Annotated in this window: 6 protein-coding genes; 2 read left to right on the forward strand and 4 right to left on the reverse strand. The window is 70.4% G+C overall.

The genetic code is table 11. The features are described from left to right. The first annotated feature begins 202 nt into the window (after positions 1-202). Both AMYAL_RS0135490 and AMYAL_RS46865 read left to right on the forward strand, forming a co-directional pair. Positions 203-1,168 carry an alpha/beta fold hydrolase gene (locus AMYAL_RS0135490; protein WP_020636053.1) on the forward strand — a complete coding sequence of 322 codons (966 nt, stop codon included), beginning with the start codon at positions 203-205 and terminating at the stop codon, positions 1,166-1,168. 116 nt (positions 1,169-1,284) lie between these two features. After that, complete coding sequence (locus AMYAL_RS46865) at positions 1,285-1,623, forward strand: hypothetical protein (protein WP_020636054.1); 339 nt, start codon at positions 1,285-1,287, stop codon at positions 1,621-1,623. Here AMYAL_RS46865 and AMYAL_RS0135500 read toward each other — a convergent pair whose 3' ends face one another. From AMYAL_RS0135500 to AMYAL_RS0135520, 4 genes are all read right to left on the reverse strand, one after another. Next, positions 1,624-2,340 (reverse strand): NmrA family NAD(P)-binding protein, encoded by a 717-nt coding sequence (locus AMYAL_RS0135500; RefSeq protein WP_020636055.1) that lies wholly within the window; start codon positions 2,338-2,340, stop codon positions 1,624-1,626. A gap of 402 nt (positions 2,341-2,742) precedes the next feature. Next, positions 2,743-2,940 (reverse strand): MbtH family protein, encoded by a 198-nt coding sequence (locus tag AMYAL_RS0135510; protein ID WP_020636057.1) that lies wholly within the window; start codon positions 2,938-2,940, stop codon positions 2,743-2,745. Between the two features lie 14 nt (positions 2,941-2,954). Then, a complete protein-coding gene (locus tag AMYAL_RS0135515; protein WP_020636058.1) occupies positions 2,955-4,187 on the reverse strand; it encodes an MFS transporter in 1,233 nt (410 codons plus the stop codon). Continuing rightward, positions 4,184-19,030, reverse strand: coding sequence for a non-ribosomal peptide synthase/polyketide synthase (locus AMYAL_RS0135520; protein ID WP_020636059.1), 14,847 nt, complete (start codon positions 19,028-19,030; stop codon positions 4,184-4,186). Before AMYAL_RS0135520 ends, AMYAL_RS0135515 begins: the two co-directional genes overlap by 4 nt. Between the last annotated feature and the right edge of the window lie 3 nt (positions 19,031-19,033).

Consider the following 19,033-nt stretch of genomic DNA (forward strand, 5'->3'; position numbering starts at 1 on the left):
GATCTCACCAGTCGGTGACTCCGATTTGCTGCGATGGTGGTGGTTCCGGGCCCGCCAGTGGGAGACTTGGAGTCGGGTGCGGACCGTCGCTACGCTCCGGACGGCCGCCATATCCGCCCGACTCGGCACGTGATTCACCGATGCGCCAGTGGTTCGGCTCCTCGGCACGTCGACGGGAACCGGTCACCCGAAATGAGGTCACATGGGCAACGCCGAGGCCAACCCGAACCTGTCGCTTCCGATATCCCGCCGGACCCTGTTGCAGGGAACCGGGCTCGCCCTCGGCGGCACGGCACTGGTCAACGGGACCGCCGACGCGCACCCACCGGGCGTTCCGGTCCCAGGCCCCGGCAGCCCGGTGCACCCGATCCCGGTGCCCGAGCAGGTTCCGGCTACCCAGGGCTGGTTCCAGGTGCCAGGGGCGCGGCTGTGGTACTGGGACACCGGCGGGCCCGGTGAGCCGGTGGTTCTGCTGCACGCTCTGAGCGGCAGTGGCGAAAGCTGGCCGTACCAGCAGCCGTACCTCGCCCGTGCGGGGTACCGGGTCATCGGCTACTCGCGTCGGGGGTACGCCAACTCGCCGGTGCAGGACCCGAACAACCCGAGGAGCGGCATCGAGGATCTGCACGACCTCGTGGAGTTCCTGGGGATCGGGAAGTTTCACGTCGTCGGCGTTGCCGGTGGCGGCTGGTACGCGATGGACTACGCGCTCAACCACCCGGACCGGTTGCACAGCCTGGTGATCGGCGCGTGTGTGCTTCAGGTCCAGGAGCGGGACTACCAGGACATGGTGGAGCGGTTGCGGTCGCCCGAGGTCGACGCGCTGCCCATCCACTTTCGGGAGTTGGGCCCGTCCTACCGCGCGATCGACCCGGACGGTGTCGCCAGGTGGCTGGACATCCATCACCGGGCCGGGCCCAACGGGATCGTCCAGCCCAGGGCGACCTCGCTGAGCTGGGCCGTGATCGGACGGCTCGCCGTGCCCACCCTGCTGCTGTGGGGGGACGCCGACCCGCACACGTCACCGCCGGTGCAGCGTCTGCTGGCCGGGCACTTCCGCAGGGTGAGCACGATGGTGGCCAACGAGTGCGGGCACAACGTCCACTGGGAGCGGTCGGACGTGGTCAACCCCGTGCTGCTGAACTTCTTCCGGGCCAACCGGCACTGACCATCCGGGCCACGGGGTGATCCAATTGGGCTCGCCGAACGTGTCGTGGGATCGCTCGCACACCTCTCAAGCCCATTGGATGGGGTGAGGCCAGGGGCGGCGGAGGGGTTCGGCGGGTGGCCGAACTACTTTGGCGGCGCGCACCGCCCACCAGTAGGGCGATCCGGCCGCCCGGCGTCAAGGGTGCGGTCCAGCGGGACAACATGAACACCGCCACCAACCCGAACTCCCGCTGGCTGTTCCCCGGCCGACGCTCAGGACTACCGATGCACCCCAGATCACTCGGCACGCTGATGACCGGGCTCGGCATCCCCATCACCACCGCACGCACGGCGGCCATCGAACACCACGTCCTGACCATGACGGCCCCCGCGGTCGCTGACGCCCTCGGCTACCACCCCGTCACCACCGCCAAAATGACGAGTTCGCTTTCCGAGTGCGGAGTAGGTCGCTGATCAGCGGGCGGAGAGTGCTTTACGCAGGAAGGCGTCGAAGCGCTGAAGCCAGGGGAAGTCGGTGCGCAAGGTGGGGATGTCGGCCTGGTAGCCGTCCTCGGCGAACCACTGGTACATCCGTTCCTCGATCGGCTTGGGCGCCAGCCGCGTGCGGACGCCGGTCACCTGTTGGTACGTCGCCGCCACCTGCTCGAAGCTCACGGCGTCCCCGGCGATCGCCAGCCTGGTGCCGAGGTAGGCCTCGGGCTCGGCGAACGCGGCGGCGGCGATCCGGCCGATGTCCGAGGCCGCGATCATCTGCATCGGGCGGTCGGGGACCACCGGTAGTTCCAGGACGCGTTCGTCGGTGGCGTCTGCGTACCAGAGCAGATTGTCCATGAAGAACACCGGCCGCAGGATCGTCGCCGACGGGAAGGTGCCGGCGATGTGCTCCTCGATGCGGGTCTTGGACTCGAAGTGGTCGATGCCGGTGGCGCGCTCGGCACCGTCGACCGAGCTGTAGACCAGGTGCGCGGCATCCGCGGTCCGGGCGGCGTCGGCCAGGGCGATCCCGCGGCGGACCTCGGTGGCCAGTTCCTCCTCCGAGCAGATCCAGGACCTGGACGCGCCGCGCTCACCGCCGAAGCGCGGGCCGCCCGGCGCCGCCTGATCGCGATCGCCCTGGGCGGACTCGCCGCCAGGGCGAACGTCGACCTCCCAGGGCCGCCCCCCGCGCAACGCCTGCTGACGGCGCGTTGGCAGACCTGACCCGACTCGACCGTCCAGGGTCGGGTCCGCCGTCCGGGAGCGTGTAGGTGCCGAAAACTGTGTCACCTCACGCGACTTGGCGATACTCGTGAATCAATCCGCCGAGCCGATCACGCCGACGAACCCTTCCGGTACCAGCCGGGTCGCCAAGCACCAGGACTCGACCTGGCGGTTCGAGAGTGGCAAGCACTCTTTGCATCTGACTGTTCCCGGCCCTCTGCAGGTTCGAGATTCGTCTGACATCCAGCAGCCCACCCCAAACCGGCATCGGTTTCTGTTACGGCGCTCCGGGGATCGCCCCTGTGTGCGGGCAAGGTCGCCACCTGCCCGAAGAGAGCGATCCCCGACGCCCGCCTCAGCTGACCGATCGGGTCACTGTGCGGCCATGCGCTCACGGAGGCTTCGGGGGCGCATGTCCGTCCAGACCTCATCCACGTGGTCCATGCACTCCTGGCGGGTGCCCGTCTTGCCGTCGGGCCGCCAGCCTTCGGGGATCTCTTTGTCCGCGGGCCAAAGGGAGTACTGCTCTTCGTCGTTGATCAGGACCTGGAAGGTGGTGTTGTCGTCCATCGGGTTCTCTCTCCTTATTTTCCGGTGGTTTCCGCTTCGAGTGGTTCAGACGTGGCAGGAAGCCCGCGCAGGGTGCGGTTGAGTGTGGTGGCGACGGTGACGACGGCGATGGCGCCCGCGCACGCGAGCACCGCGGCGGAGCCGGGCAGGACCTCGACCAGCCAGCCGCCCAGCGCGGGACCGAGCGCGGCGGCCAGTCCACCGGTCACGCCCAGCACTCCGCCGAGACGACCGCGTAACTCGTCAGGTGTGTTCAGCAGCTGATAGGTGCCGATGACGGTGTTGGCCGCGGGCGGCAGGAAGGCGATCGCCGCGAACAACAGCCCCATGACGTAGCCGCTGCGCACGAAGATCGCGAGCGGCGCCAAGACCGTCAACGCCCAGAACACGCCGGTGATCAACAGGTACGGGCTGATCTTGCGGTACAGGACCGGTGCGGCCAGGGCACCGAGCACCCCGCCGCCACCGAGCATCGCCGCCATGACGCCGATCTCCCCGGAAGGCATGCCGCGACCGTCGGCCAGCACGATGATCACCAGGTAGTAGGCCGAGAAGAACAGGTTGAGGCTGACCACGCAGAACGTCGTGATCCGCAGTCGCGGTTGCCGCCACACCCACCGCAGGCCTTCCGCGATTTCCCGGCCCAGATGCGCGGGTGGCCGGACGGTGACGGACCGGGCGGGCAGCCGGACGAACAGTAGCGACGCGAAGGCGAAAAGGTGTGTCACGACGTCGAGAACGAACGGCACGAACCGGCCGAGGGCGAACAGGAACCCGCCGAGCGCGGTGCCCGACAACTGCCCGGCGCTGGTTCTCGCGGCGTTCAGTGAGACCGCCGACGCTACTTGGCCTGCCGGGACCAGGAGCGGCAGGCTCGCCTCCTCCGCCGGTTCGAACAAGGCACGGCACACCCCCATCACCACGGCGACGACGACCAGGAGGCCGACTCCGGCCACGTCCCACCACAGCGCGAGGACGAGCACAGCGGCCGCGAACGCCTGCACGGCCTCGCAACCGAGCATGATCCGCTTGCGGGGCCAGCGGTCCGCCAGCGCGCCCGCCGGCAGACCGGCGACCAGCTGGGCGATCGCGACCGCGCCGACGACGAGTCCCGATTGGACGCCGGAGCCGGTGATCGCCAGTACCACCAGGGGAAAGGCGATCATCGTGGTGCTGAACCCGGCCTCGGAAACGACCTGTCCGGTCCACAGGAGACGGTAGTCGCGATTGGTCCGCAGGCCGGTCACGTCTCGTCACCCCGGCAGTCGGACGCGATGGCGCGCAAGGCATCGGCGAAGTCCGCGGCGACGGCCGCCACTGTGTCCCGTGTGTTCAGGTGAGGCTGGTAGTACCAGGAGAACTCGAGGCGGCCGTCCCGGACACCGCCGACCACCTCCAGCACATGCGGCGGGCGGTTCTCGGGATCCTGTTCGCGCCCGAGGGGCGCGTGGGCCCGCCGGTAGAACCCGCTCCCCTCACTCCCGTGATCACCCTGCCCCAGGTAGTTGAACGCGACTTCCGGCGCGGTGTCACCGAGCTCCGGGAACCGGAAGTACCGTAGGGCACCGTAACCGAAACCGTTGCCGGGCACCGAACGCAGCTGCTTCCGGGTCGCCTTGACGAGCCCCCGCCACCCGGTCGAGTCATCGACGGTGAGCCCGACGGGGAACAAGGTGGTGAACCAGCCGACGGTGCGGGAAAGGTCGACGTCGTCGAGGATCTCTTCGCGCCCGTGGCCCTCCAGGTCGAGGGCGACGGCTCGCTCCCCCGTCCAGCGAGTGAGCGCCCTGGCCAGCGCGGCCAGCAGGACGTCGTTGATCCGGGTCCGGTAGGCCCCTGGTGCCAGGTGCAGCAGGGCGTCGGTGTCCCGCTCGCCGACCTCGACGGTCACCGATTCCGGTGGCGCGGGCGGCGCGCCGGTCCGGTCGCGCGGGAGAGTACGACCGGGCAACTCACGCGCCCAATGGCCGTGTTCACCGTCCAGTCCGCCGGCTCGGACGAACTCGCGCAGCCGGTGCGCCCACTCGCGGAACGACGTCGTCTTGGTACCGAGGTCGGACTTCTCCCCTGCCTCTATCTGCCGGTACGCGCGTTCGAGGTCTTCGAGCAGGATGCCCCACGACACGGCGTCGACGACCAGGTGATGCGCGGCGAGCAGCAGCCGGGGATTCTCCGCGCCGTCCGGTTCCGTCAGCACGGCGCGCAGATGTGGCGGCCGCGCGAGATCGAAATCCGCCTGCGCGTACTCGGCCTCGGCCTCCAGCTCGGCGGCGGGCACCGTCTTCAGCACCGGCCGCGGCTCGGGCGGTTCGTTGTATTGCGTCCACCCGGCCTCGGTCCGCTCGAAGCGCAGGCGCAACGCGTCGTGCTGGGCGATGACGGCGTCGAGCGCGAGGCGCAGCGACTCCTCCTCCACCGGTGCGCCGAGTTCGACGAGCACCGATTGGTTGAAGTGCGCCGGATTCGCCGGTTCGGAGGCCAGGAACCACTGCTGGATCGGCGTCAGCGGAACGTCGCCGACGACGATCTCGCGATCCGCGGCCGCCGTGTCCACCGGTTTCACCACCGTCGCCAGCTCGGCGACCGTCTGGTGGGTGAACAGATCCTTCGACCGCATCGCCAGCCCGGCCTGCCGGGCGCGGTGGACGACCTGGATGCTCAGGATCGAGTCACCGCCGAGGTCGAAGAAGTTGTCCGTGGCCCCGACACGGTCCAGGCCGAGGACGTCGGCCCAGAGGCTCGCCAGCGCCCCTTCCGTTTCGGTGCGCGGCTCCACGTAGTCCGCGCCCTGCGCCAAGCTCGGGTCCGGAGCCGGGAGCGCCGCGCGGTCCACCTTGCCGTTGGCCGTGATCGGGATCGAGTCCACCGGCACGAAGATCGACGGCACAAGGTAGTCCGGCAGCGTCTCGCCGAGGAAGGCCCGCAGATCCGCCGTCTCGCCGACGACGTAGGCGACGAGACGCTTGTGACCCCCGATCTCGCGGGCAACCACGACGGCCTCCCGTACCTCCGGATGGCGTCGCAGCGCCGTCTCGATCTCGCCGAGTTCCACCCGGAAGCCGCGGACCTTGACCTGCTCGTCCACACGCCCCACGAATTCCAGCGCGCCCGAGGTGGTCCAGCGGACCAGGTCGCCGGTCCGGTACATCCGGTTTCCCCGGCCGCCGAAGGGGTTCGCCACGAACCTGTCGGCGGTCAGGCCCGGCCGGTCCAGATAGCCGCGGGCCAGTCCGGCACCGGAGACGAACAGCTCGCCGGTCGTCCCGATCGGTACCGGCCGCAGTGCGGTGTCCAGGACGTGGACCTCGGTGTTCGGGATCGGTGTGCCGATCGGCGGCTGGCCGCCCGGCGTCAGCGGCTCGCTCCACGAGGTGACGACGGTGGACTCCGTGGGCCCGTAGGCGTTGATCATCCGCCTGCCGGGCGCCCATCGGTCCACCAGCGCCGCCGGACACGAGTCCCCGCCGACGATCACGGTGCGGAAGTCCGGGAGATCCACCTCGGGCACGGTGGCCAGCGCGATCGGCGGGATCAGCGCGTGGGTGACCCGCCGCCGTCGCAGGACGTCGGCGAGATGGGTGCCGAGCAGCGGTCCCTCCGGCGGCACGACGAGCGCGGCCCCGGCGGGCAGGGACAGGCACAGCTCCAGGATCGAGGCGTCGAAGCTGGGCGAGCTGAAGGCCAGCACACGATCTCCTGGCCGCACCTCGCAGTGCTCGATCTCGGCGGCGGAGAACGACGCGAGCCCGGCATGGGTGACGACGACGCCCTTGGGCCGCCCGGTCGAGCCGGACGTGTAGATCACATACGCGGGCTGTGCCGGGTCGACCGGCACATTCAGGTCGGTGTCGTCGTACCCGTCCGCGTCGAGTTCGCCGTCCACCACCAGGACGGGGTCGGCGTCACGCAGCATGAAGTCGACGCGCTCGGCGGGATAGCCGGGGTCCACCGGCAGGAAAGCGGCACCGGTCTTGGCCACGGCCAGTTCGGTGACCACGAGCGCCACCGAACGCGGCAGGCGGACGGCGACGATCCGCTCGGGGCCGGCACCCCGCTCCGCGAGCAAGCGCGCCAGCCTGTTCGCGCGCGCGTTCAGGTCCGCGAAGGCCAGCGAGCCGGTGTCGGACACCAGCGCGATCGCGGTGGGTGTCCGCCGGGCCTGCGCTTCGAAGAGTTCGGCCAGAGACGCCGCCGGAATGTCGCGTGCGGTGTCGTTCCAGGCCCGCAGCCGGTCGAGTTCGCTCCGGGGCAGCGACGGCAGGGCGGCCATCGGGCGGTCCGGTTCGGTGACGAGCGTGGTCAGGAGTGCCCGCAGCCGCGCGATCAACCGTTCGATGGTCGCGGCGTCGAACAGCCCGGCGCTGTAGTTGATCGCCCCGTGCACCACGTCGCCGTCCTGCTCGAACTGCACGAGGAGGTCGAAGGGGGCCGACACGGCGGGCAGCGCGACCTCACCCGCGACGAGCGTGCCGGAACCGGGCCGGTCGCCGGTGTTCTGCAGGACGACCATGGCCTGGAACAGCGGTGTCCGGCTCGGGTCGCGGACCGGTTGCACGGCGTCCACCACCCGCTCGAACGGAACGTCCTGATGCGCGAACGCGTCGAGCACCACGGTCCGCACCTGAGCCAGGAATTCCCGGAAGGACCACCTGGTGTCCACAGTGGACCTCAGAGTGAGGGTGTTCACGAAGAACCCGACGAGGCGTTGCAGTTCGGCGCGCTCCCGCCCGGCGGTCACGGTGCCGACGGCGACGTCTTCCTGGCCTGTCCACCCGGCAAGCAGTACCTGGCAAGCGGCCACCAGCGTCATGAACAGAGTTCCCTGCTGGGCGTTGGCCAGCTCACGGAGTTTCGTGACGACGTCGGCGGGGAGGTCGAATCCGATCCACTCCCCCTCCGTCATGCGCACCGCCGGCCGGGACCGATCCGTCGGCAGCTCGAGGGGCTCCAAGTCGGCGAGACGGTCCCGCCAGTGGTCCAGCTGCCCGGCGAGCTCAGGGCCGTCGAGGAGGTCGCGCTGCCAGGCCGCGAAGTCCGCGTACTGCACGGGAAGCTCGGAGAGCGACGGTTCCTCGCCCCGGACGAACGCGGCGTACGTCTCGTCGAGTTCGGCGGCCAGCACGCCCGAGGACCAGCCGTCGGTGACGATGTGGTGCAGCACCAGCAGCAGGACATGGTCCTCGGACGTCCGCCGGAACAGCCGTGCCCGCAAGAGCGGTCCGGTTCGCAGGTCGAACGCTCGCGACGCTTCCCGCGCCATCCTGTCCTCGTCGAATTCCTCGATGGGGAGGTCGACGCGATAGGGCTCGTGCACGTGCTGGACGCCGCGGCCGTCGATCGCGTCGAACGTGGTGCGCAGCGACTCGTGGCGGGCCACCAGGAAGTCCAGCGACCGGTTCAGGGCGACGACGTCGACCTCACCGCGCAGCAGCAACGCGGTGGGCGACAGGTACTCGCTGCCACCCGGCTCGAACTCGTCCAGGAACCACAGCCGCTGCTGGGAGAACGACAGCGGCAGGGCCCCGTCGCGGGCCACGGCCGGAATCGGCGGGGTGTCGGCCCGCTGGTCCGGCAGAGCCGCGGCGAACCTGTCGAGGGTCGGTGCGGTGAACAACGCGCGCGGCGAGATGTCGACGCCCAGTTCGGCGCGCACGCGGGAGGTGATCCGCATGCTCAGGATCGAGTCCCCGCCGAGTTCGAAGAAGCTGTCCGTCACGCTGACCCGGTCGATTTTGAGGACTTCCGCCCAGATGACGGCGAGACGGCGTTCGACGTCGGTCCGCGGCGCGACGTACTCGGCGGTGGTGTCACGGCCCGGCGCCGGAAGCGCTCGCTTGTCGATCTTTCCGTTGCGGGTCAGGGGAAGAGCGTCGAGCGCGACGACCGCCGAAGGGACGAGGTGATCCGGCAGGCGATCCCGCAGCCAGTCCCGCAGTCCTCGCGGGTCACCGACGACGTAGGCGACGAGACGTCCTTCGCGTGCGACGACCGTCGTGTCGGTCACCGCCGCGTGCCGGCGGAGCACGGCTTCCACCTCGCCGGGCTCGACCCGGAAACCGCGGATCTTGACCTGGTCGTCGACGCGGCCGAGATAGTCGAGCCGTCCGTCGGCGGTCCAGCGGACCCGGTCGCCGGTGCGGTACATGCGGGCGCCCGGCGGGCCGAACGGGTCGGCGACGAACCGGTCCGCGGTCAGCCCCGCACGCCCGAGGTAACCACGGGCGAGCTGGACGCCGGCGAGGAACAGCTCTCCCGGTATCCCGGCCGGAACCGGTGTCCCGGTCGCGTCGAGGACGTAGGCGCGCAGGTTGGCCAGCGGACGGCCGATCAGCGGCCGGTCCCCCGCCACCGGTGCGTGGACGGAATCGACCGTCACTTCGGTGGGCCCGTAATAGTTGTGCGAGGTGACACCGGACGCCACCAGCTCACGCCACAGTCGTTCACCGGTCGCCTCGCCGCCGACGAGCACCGTGCCGGGCCGGTGGTCCCCGGTCAACAGGCCGGCTTCGAGAAGCTGCTGGAGATACGTCGGCGTCAGGTCGAGCAGGTCGATCCGGTGGTCGCGGACGTAGCCGACGGCGGCACGGGGATCGAGCCGGGTGTCGTCGTCCAGCACGTGCAGCTCGTGGCCGTCGATCAGGGCCAGGAGCGCTTCCCAGGAAGTGTCGAACGACAGCGACGCGGTGAGAGCCACCCGTCGGCGCTCCTCGGTGAGGAAGACGCGGCGATGCGCGGCGAGCATGTTCATCAGGCCGCGGTGCTCGATGACGACGCCCTTCGGCGTCCCCGTCGAACCGGAGGTGTAGATGACGTACGCCGCGGTGTCGACGCTCGCCCTGGTCACGACGGAGGTCGAGGCAACGGCTTCCGGCTCACCCAGCACCACCACCGGCCTCGCGTCCTCCAGCAGGAACCGTTTCCGTTCCTCCGGCAGGCCGGGATCGATCGGCAGGTACACCGCACCCGCCTTGAAGATCGCCAGGATAGCGATCACGGCTTCGGCCGAGCGGGGCAGGGCGACGGCCACCACCGTCTCCGGGCCGGCCCCACGGGCGGCCAGTTCGCCCGCCAGCCGCGTGGCGCGGGCGTCGACCTCGGCGAAGTCCAAGGCCGTGTCGCGGAAGACCAGGGCGGTCTCGTGCGGCACACGGGCGACTGTCGCCTCGAAGACGTCCAGCACCGTGCCGGACGGCACGTCGATCTGCGGACCGCTGCCCAAGGCCGCCAGTTCGCGCCGTTCGGACGACGACAGCGGGGACAGCGCGTCGAGCCGGCATCGCGGGTCCGCGACGATGGCACGGATGAACCCGGCGAGCTGATCCGCGAGGCGGCGGACCGTGGCCGCGTCGAACAACCGCGGGTCGTACGACAGCTCCAGCCCGAGTTTGTCGTGCAGGTAGGCGGTGAGGTTCAGCGGGAAGTTCGTCGTGTCCAGCGATTCGACGTCCAGCACGCGCACGTCGGCCTGCCCGCTGTCCTCGATCGGGTAGTTCTCGAACACCACCACACTGTCGAACAGGGCAGTTCCGGCGGGAACGTCCGTGAACGCCTGCAGCCGCGAGAGGGCGAGGAAGTCGTACCGGCGCGCGTCGGCCTGTGCCGTCTGCGTTTCCCGCAGCCAGTCGAGAGCGGAGTCCTCGCCTCGGACCTCCACGCGTGCCGGGACCGTGTTGATGAACATGCCGATCATCGACTCGACACCAGGCATGCCCTCCGGCCTGCCCGACACGGTCGTGCCGAACAGGATGTCGGTTTCCCCGCTGTACCGCGCGAGCAGTAGCGCCCAGGCGCCTTGCACGATGGTGTTGACCGTGAGCGCGGCGGACTTCGCGGTCTCGTGCAGCCGCGCGGACTCCTCGGGTGCCAGTTCGACCAGGACCGCGTCCGCGGATTCGGCGCGGTGCGCTTCCTGCGGCCGCCGGTCGAAGGGCAACGGCGTCGGGGTGGTGAACCCGTCCAGCACCGCGCGCCAATGGTCCTCCGCCTCGGCGTGGTCCTGTCCGGCGAGCCATGCCAGGTAGTCGCGGAACGGACGACGCGGGACCAGCCGCGCGGCGCGGCCCTCCACGATCGCCGCGTACTGCTCGCACACCTCACCGAAGACCTGCGCCGTGCTCCAGCCGTCGAGCAGGACGTGATGCGAGGTCCAGACAAGCTGCACTTCGTCGTCGGCGATCCTGGCGATCGCCAGGCGCATCAGCGGCGGCGCGGCCAGGTCCATCCCCGCCGCCACGTCGTCCGCCAGCAGCTTCTTCAGTTCCCGGTCCTGCTCGTCCGGCGTGAGCGAGCGCCAGTCGTGCTGCCGGACCGGGACCCGGACCTCGCGATGGACCCGCTGGACCGGCTTCTCGATACCTTCCCAAACGGTGCTGCTGCGCAGGATCGGCGTGCGGTCGACCACGCGCTGCCAGGCCTCGGCGAGCGCCTCCGGACGGCTCACCCCGGCGAGCCGGAGCCGGAACTGGTCGAAGTAGGCGGTGGAACCGGTGTCGACCAGGCTGTGGAACAGCATGCCCGTCTGCAACGGCGTGAGCGGATAGATGTCCTCGACGTCCCGGCCGTCACCGGCGAAGCGGTCGACGTCCGCCTGCGCGAGCCGGGCCAGCGGGAAGTCCGACGGTGTGCGTCCACCGCTCTCGGCACAATGGGCGATGATCCCGCGCAGGGCGTCGAGGGTGGCTTCGGCGAGCGCGCGCACAGTGGCTTCTTCGTGCACCTCGTCGGAATACTGCCAGGTGAGATGCAATTCGCCGCTTTCGACGACACCGATGACGTCGAGCAGATACGGACGGACGCTTTCCGGGTCGCTGTCGTGGCCGAGGGCTTCGCCTCTGCCCCGGATCCATCCTTCGGCGGGGCTCCCCATGTCCCAGCGGCCGTGGTAATTGAAGGAAATCCGCGGTTCGGGGGTCTCGCGTAAAGCGGAACCCGGCGTTTCTTCGGCGCTCAAATAGCGCAAAGCTTCGAAGCCCGCGCCTTTGGCCGGAACCGCGCGCAGTTGTTCCTTGACGGCTTTGAGCACGTCACCCCAGTCGCCTTCGGGAACAGCGAGCGAGAGCGGGTATTGCGCGGTGAACCAGCCGATCGTGCGCGAAAGATCGAAGGGCCCGGCGATTTCCTCTCGGCCGTGTCCCTCCATGGCGATCACGACCCGCGGCAGGCCCGTCCAGGCGGCCAGCGCCCGGCCGAGGGCGCTCACCAGGACGTCGTTGACCTCGGTGCGGTACGCGTCGGGCACGTCGCGGAGGAGCGCGGTGGTCTCGGCCCGGCCAAGTGACACCGAGACACCGCGCTCCGACTTCGCGGTGTTGCGGCCCAGGCGGTCAACCGGAATGTCCGTCCGAGCTCCGCGAAGCGAAGCTTCCCAGTACCCGATTTCCTTGTCGAGTCGTCCCATTTTCACGTTTTCGGCGAGCGAACGCGCCCAGTACGTGAACGATGTCCGCACCGGTGCCAGGGTCTCGCCCCGGTAGGCACGTTCGAGGTCGGACAGCAGGATCCGCCACGAGACCCCGTCCATGACGAGGTGGTGGGCGGTGAGGAACAGCTGCGGCGCCCGGTCACGGAAGGTGAACACCACCGCGCGCCACAGCGGCCCGGTGATGACGTCGAGCGAGGTCTGCGCCCGCACCGCCTCCGCGCGCATGGCCGTCGCCACGTCCTCTGCGGAGTCCACATCGGACAGATCGACGTGCCTGAGGACGCCGTCCGCATCGACCGGGGCGGACTCCTGGTTCCAGCGCCCGTCCCCACGGGAGAACCGCATGCGCAGCGCGTCGTGCCTTTCGGCGACACGGTTCAAGGCGGAGATCAGCTTCGGTACGTCCACTGAGGACAGCACGACGTGCACGGACATGGTCAGCCGCCACGGCTCTTCCAGCCGTTCGAACAGCCAGGACTGGATCGGGCCGAGCGGAGCCGGTCCCAGGTCTTCCGCCTCGACGTGCGCGGCAGGGGCTTCCGGCGAGGCAACAAGCGCGAGTTCGGCGATCGTCTGGTTGCGGAAGAGGTCCTTGGACGACAGCGTCAGCCCCGCCTGCCGGGCCGCCGCGACGACCTGGATGCTGAGGATCGAGTCGCCGCCGAGCCCGAAGAAGTTGTCCTCGACGCCGACCCTGTCGACCCCGAGTACCTCCGACCAGACCGCGGCCAGCACGGTCTCGACGCCGGTACGCGGGGCCACGTAACGGTTCTCCGTCCGCGCACCCGGCTCCGGCAGCGCACGGGTGTCGAGCTTCCCGTTGGCGTTGAGCGGCAACCGCTCCAGCGGGACGAACACCGCGGGCACCATGTGCGCCGGCAGGGAACGGCCGAGGAACTCCCGCAGCGCCGACGTCCCCGGCACCGCACCGGTCAGGTATGCGACGAGCCGCCGGGCGTCCCCGGTGCCGCGGGCGACGACGGCCGCCGTCTCGACGTCGGGATGGGCGATCAGCGCCGCTTCGATCTCGCCTGGTTCGATGCGGAAGCCGCGGATCTTGACCTGGTGGTCGGCGCGGCCCCGGTAGTCCAGCTCGCCGTCGCCGGTCCACCGCAGCAGGTCTCCGGTGCGGTACATCCGCGTGCCGGGCCCGCCGAAGGGATCCGCGACGAAACGTGACGCGGTCAGGCCAGGGCGGTTGAGGTAGCCGCGGGCCAGACCGGCGCCGGCGACGTACAGCTCACCGGTCACACCGGGCGGCACGGGAGCGAGTTCGGCGTCGAGCACGTAGGTCCGCAGGTCCGGGATCGGCACCCCGACGGTGGCCGTGCCGTCCGGCTCCAGCGCCCGGTGCGTGACGTGCACCGTGGTCTCGGTGATGCCGTACATGTTCACCAGCCGCGGCCCGTCCGGATGCCGCCGGTACCACTCCGCCAGCCGCGCGGGATCCAGTGCCTCGCCGCCGAAGATCACGTACCGCAGGTTGAGCTCCGGCGAAGACAGCGTGCTCAACCGGTAGAACGCCGACGGCGTCTGGTTGAGCACCGTCACCCGATGCTCGGCGAGCAGCGCCAGGAAGTCCTCCGGTTCGCGGACCGCGTCCTGCGGGACGACCACGAGCCTGCCGCCGTGCAGCAGCGCGCCCCACAGTTCCCAGACCGAGAAGTCGAAGGCGTAGGAGTGGAAGAGCGTCCAGACGTCGTTCTCGTCGAAACCGAACCAGTGGCCGGTCGAAGAGAACAGGCGGGTCACGTTGGCGTGCGGGACCAGCACTCCCTTGGGCGCACCGGTCGAACCCGAGGTGTAGATGACGTATGCGGTGTTCTCCGGTTCCACCCGCACTTGCGGAGCGGTGTCCGGCCGCCCGTCGGCCTCGATCGAGTCGACGACGTACACCGGCCGCGCGTCCGCCAGCGTCGCCTCGATCCGCGCCGCCGGATAGGCCGGGTCGATCGGCAGATACGCGGCGCCCGTCTTCAGGACCGCGAGGACCGCGACGACGAGATCGGCCGAACGCGGCAACCGCAACGCCACCAGCCGCTCCGGTCCCGCGCCCTCCTCGATCAGCCGGTGGGCGAGGCGGTTGGCGCGCCTGTCCAGTTCGTCATAGGTCAGCTCGGTGCTCCCGCTCGTCACCGCGACGGCGTCCGGAGTGCGCGCCGCGCGGGCGGCGAAGAGTTCGTGCAGCACCGGCGACGGCTCCGCGTCCGCCTTGCCGTTCCAGTCCAGCAGCACCCGGTCACGTTCGGCCGGGCTGATCCAGGGCTGCCTGCCGAGCGGCAGTTCCGGGGCCGTCGCGATGCCGTCGAGCATCCGGCGGAGCCAGCCGGTCAGCCGCTCGATCGTGCCGTCGTCGAACAGATCGGTGTTGTAGTTGACGAGCGCGTCGAGCCGCCCGGCGGTCTCCTGGAAGTGGAGCGTGAGATCGAAACCGGCGGTCACGACGGGCGGTGCCAGCTCTTCGACGTCCAGGCCCGCCATCGACGGGCGGGTGTCCGGGGTGTTGTGCAGGACCACCAGCACCTGGCACAGCGGCGTCCGGCTGGTGTCCCGTTCGGGCTGCAGGTCGTCGACGACCCGGTCGAAAGGCACGTCCTGATGGGCGAACGCGTCCAGGACGGTGTCGCGCACGTCGTCCAGGAAGACGTCGAACCCGAGCTTCAAGTCCACTGTGGATCGGAGGACGAGGGTGTTGACGAAGAACCCGATCAGGCCTTCGAGATCGGTGCGCTCGCGGCCGGAGACGACCGTGCCGACGGCGATGTCGTCCTGCCCCGACCAGCGGGCGAACAGCAGCTTGCTCGCGGCGAGCAGTGTCATGAACAGGGTGCCGCCCTGATGCCGGGACAGTTCCCTGAGCCGGGCCGTGGTCCCGGCGGGCACGCTGAACTCGTGCACGGCCCCGTTCTTCGTCCGCACGGCCGGACGGGGCCGGTCGGCGGGCAGGTCGAGCGCGGGCACGCCGTCGAGCCGGTTGCGCCAGTAGCTGAGCTGAGCGTCGAAATCGGTGCCCCGCAGACGTTCCCGCTGCCAGACGGCGTAGTCCGCGTACTGCGCCGGCAGTGCAGGAAGAACCGGCTCCTCGTCGTGGACGAACGCGCTGTAGCACGTGGCCAGCTCGGCCAGCAGCACGCCGGAGGACCAGCCGTCGGTGACGATGTGGTGCAGCACCAGGGTGAGCACGTGCTGATCGGGCGCGAGCCGGGTCAGCGCGACCCGCAGCGACGGTCCCGTGTGCAGGTCGACGGGGCCGGTCGCGGCAGCGAGCGCGGTGTCCAGGTCCCCGTCGGTGACGGGAACGTCCACGGCGTACGGCGGATGGATCACCTGGACGCCGCGGCCGTCGACGGTCGCGAAGGTCGTCCGCAAGGACTCGTGCCGGGCCACCAGTGCGGTCAGCGCGCGGTTCAGCGCGCCCGTGTCCAGCTCACCGCGCAGCCGCAAGGCCGTCGGTGACACGTACTCGGTGCTGCCCGGTTCGAATTCGTCGAGGAACCACAATCGCTGCTGGGCGAAGGAGAGCGGGGCCACGAACCGGCCGCCGTCACGGGACAGCAGCGGGATCGCCGCCCGCGGCCCGGTGACGTCGGGCAGCCGCAGGGCGAGCAGGGCGGGAGTGGGCGCGGTGAAGACGAGCCGGGCGGGCACCTCGGCGCCGAGCGCGTCCCGAAGCCGCGCGAGGACCCGGATGCCGAGGAGAGAGTCGCCGCCGAGCTCGAAGAAGTCGTCGTCGACACCGACGCGTTCGACGCCGAGGACTTCGGACCAGATGCCGGTCACCAGCCGCTCACGGTCGTTCCGGGGCGCGACGTACGGCCTCGCGGCGCTGTGTTCGGGATCGGGCAGAGCCCGCCGGTCCAGCTTCCCGTGCCTGGTCAGCGGCAGCCTGTCCAGGCCGACGAACACCGACGGGACCAGATGGCCTGGCAGGACACGGTTCAAGGCGGTCCGCAGCCGGGCGGGGTCGGCGTCGCCGACGACGTAGGCGACCAGCTTGCCGCCCCGCGCGTCCACGGCGGCGTCCGTGACCGACGGCTGGACACGCAGGACCGCCTCGACCTCGCCGGGCTCGATCCGGAAACCGCGGACCTTGATCTGCTCGTCGAGGCGGCCGAGGTGTTCCAGCTGCCCATCGGCGGTCCAGCGGACACGGTCGCCCGTGCGGTAGAGCCGGGCGCCGGGCGGGCCGAACGGGTCGGCGGTGAAGCGGTCGGCGGTCAGCCCCGGCCTGCCGAGGTAACCGCGGGCGAGCTGGGCACCGGCGAGACACAGTTCGCCGGGGACCCCGGCGGGCACGAGCCGTGACCACTCGTCGAGGACGTAGGCGGTCACGTTCCCGAGTGGCCTGCCGATCACGGGCCGGTCGCCTGTCACCGGCGCGCGGGTGGCGTCCACTGTGGACTCTGTGGGCCCGTAGTAGTTGTGGACCTCCGATCCGGACGCGGCCAGTTCACGCCAGAGGTCGCGGTCGAGGGCTTCGCCGCCGACCATCAGGAACCTCGGCCGGTGCTCCCCTTCGAGTAGTCCGGCGGGCAGCAGCTGCCGCAGGTACGACGGCGTGACGTCGAGGAAGTCGACGCGCTCGTCCCGGACGTAGCGGGTCAGCGCGTCCGGGTCGAGCCGGGTCTCCTCGGTGATGACGTGCAGTTCGTGGCCGTCCGCCAGCAGCAGCGGCCCTTCCCAGGAGGTGTCGAAAGACAGGGTCGCGGTCAGCGCGACGCGCATCCTGTCGCGGCCGAACACGGTGCGGTGGTTGGCGAGCAGGTTGACCAGGGCCGCGTGGCCGACGACGACGCCCTTCGGCGTGCCGGTCGAGCCCGAGGTGTGGATGACGTAGGCGGCGTCCGAAGGTCGTGGCGACGCCGGTCGAGGACCGTCGGTGGTGCTCTCGAAGGAGTCGTCGAGGACGACCACCGGCCGGGTGTCGTCCAGCAGGGTCCGGATCCGGTCGGGCGGCAGCCCCGGATCGAGGGACAGGTGCACGGCTCCCGCTTTGAGCACGGCGAACAGCGCGACGATCGCGTCGGCCGAGCGCGGCAGCAGTACCGCGACGACCTGATCCGGGCCGGCGCCGCGGGCGGCCAGCTCGGCGGCGACGCGGTCGGTGCGAGTGGCGAGTTCGGCGAAGGTCAGGCGGGTGTCGCCGCAGACGAGCGCGGTCTCGCCGGGCCGCGTCTTCGCCTGGTGGTCCAGGAGGTCGACGATGGTCGTCGTGGTCGGCACCTCCAGCCCGTTGCTCCCCCAGAACAGCAGGCGGCGCTCTTCGTCGCGGTCGGTCAACGGCAGGTCGGCGATCCGGCGGCCGGGCTCGGCCGCGATCCCGGCCAGCAGCCGCAGCAGGTGGCCGATCAAGCCGTCGACCGTGGCGGCGTCGAACAGTTCGGTGCTGTACTCGACGAGCCCGGCGAGCTCACCGCCGGATTCCTCGAACTCCACCGAGAGGTCGAAGTTCGCCGCGTCGCGCGCCACGTCCGCCGGTTCCACGGTCAGCCCTGGGAACTCGGGCCCGCCGCCGGAAGCGGAATGCAGCAGCACCATGACGTCGAACAGCGGGTTGCGACCGGCGTCGCGCCCCGCCTGCACGGCGTCGACGACGGCGTCGAACGGAACGTCGTCGTGAGCGAAGGCGTCGAGAACGGTCTGACGGGTGCGAGTGAGGTGCTCGGTGAAGAACACGGACCGGTCGACGGCCGAGCGCAGCACGACGGTGTTGACGAAGAACCCGACGACGCGTTCGAGTTCCGGCCGTTCGCGGCCTTGCACGACGGTGCCGAGCGCGATGTCCTCCTGCCCGGTGTAGCGGGCGAACAGCGCCTGGCACGCGGCGAGCAACACCGTGAACAGCGTCGTTTCCGAACAGCGCGCCAGTTCCGAGAGGCGCCCGGCGACCTCTGCGGGCACGGTGAATTCCCGTGTCGCGCCGTCGGTGCCACGGACGGGCGGACGGGGCCTGTCGGTGGGCAGTTCCAGCTGGGCGACGTCGGCGAGGTGCGCCTTCCAGTAGTCGAGACCCGCACCCCGGAGTGGCCGATTCCGTTGCCATACGGCGAAGTCCGCGTACTGCACCGGCTGAGCGGGCAGCGACGCGCGTTCGCCGTCGCGGTACAGCAGGCCGAGTTCCTCGGTCAGCACCCCCATCGACGCGCCGTCGGTGGCGATGTGGTGCACGCAGACCAGCAGCACGTGCTCGGTTTCGGTGACGCGCGCCAGTACCGCGCGCAGCAGTGGCCCGCGGCTCAGGTCGAACGGCCGGGTGTACTCGGCGCGCAGGACGTCCTCCAGGTCGTCGCGGGCGACGTCCACGACGGGGAGCGCGACGTCGCAGGGCGGACGCACGTTCTGGAAGCCCTCACCGTCGATCTCCTCGAAGGTGGTGCGCAACGGCTCGTGGCGAGCGACCAGCAGGCGCAGCGCGGCGGCCAGGGCGGCGCGGTCGAGCGTGCCGGTCAGGCGCAGGGCGAACGCGCTGTTGTACTCGGGGTCGTCCGGCCGCAGCCTGCTGAGGAACCACAACCGCCGCTGGGCGGACGAAAGCGGGATCGGGCGGGAACGGTCGGCGGCGGCCGGGATCTCCGGCGCGGTCCCGGCCGTTCCCGCCATCCGCGCGCGCAGCACCTCCCGCAGGTGGGCGGGCAGTGCCGCGATGCGGTCCTGTCGGGACGAGGTCATGGT

This window comes from Amycolatopsis alba DSM 44262 (assembly GCF_000384215.1).
In the GTDB taxonomy this organism is placed as follows: domain Bacteria; phylum Actinomycetota; class Actinomycetes; order Mycobacteriales; family Pseudonocardiaceae; genus Amycolatopsis; species Amycolatopsis alba.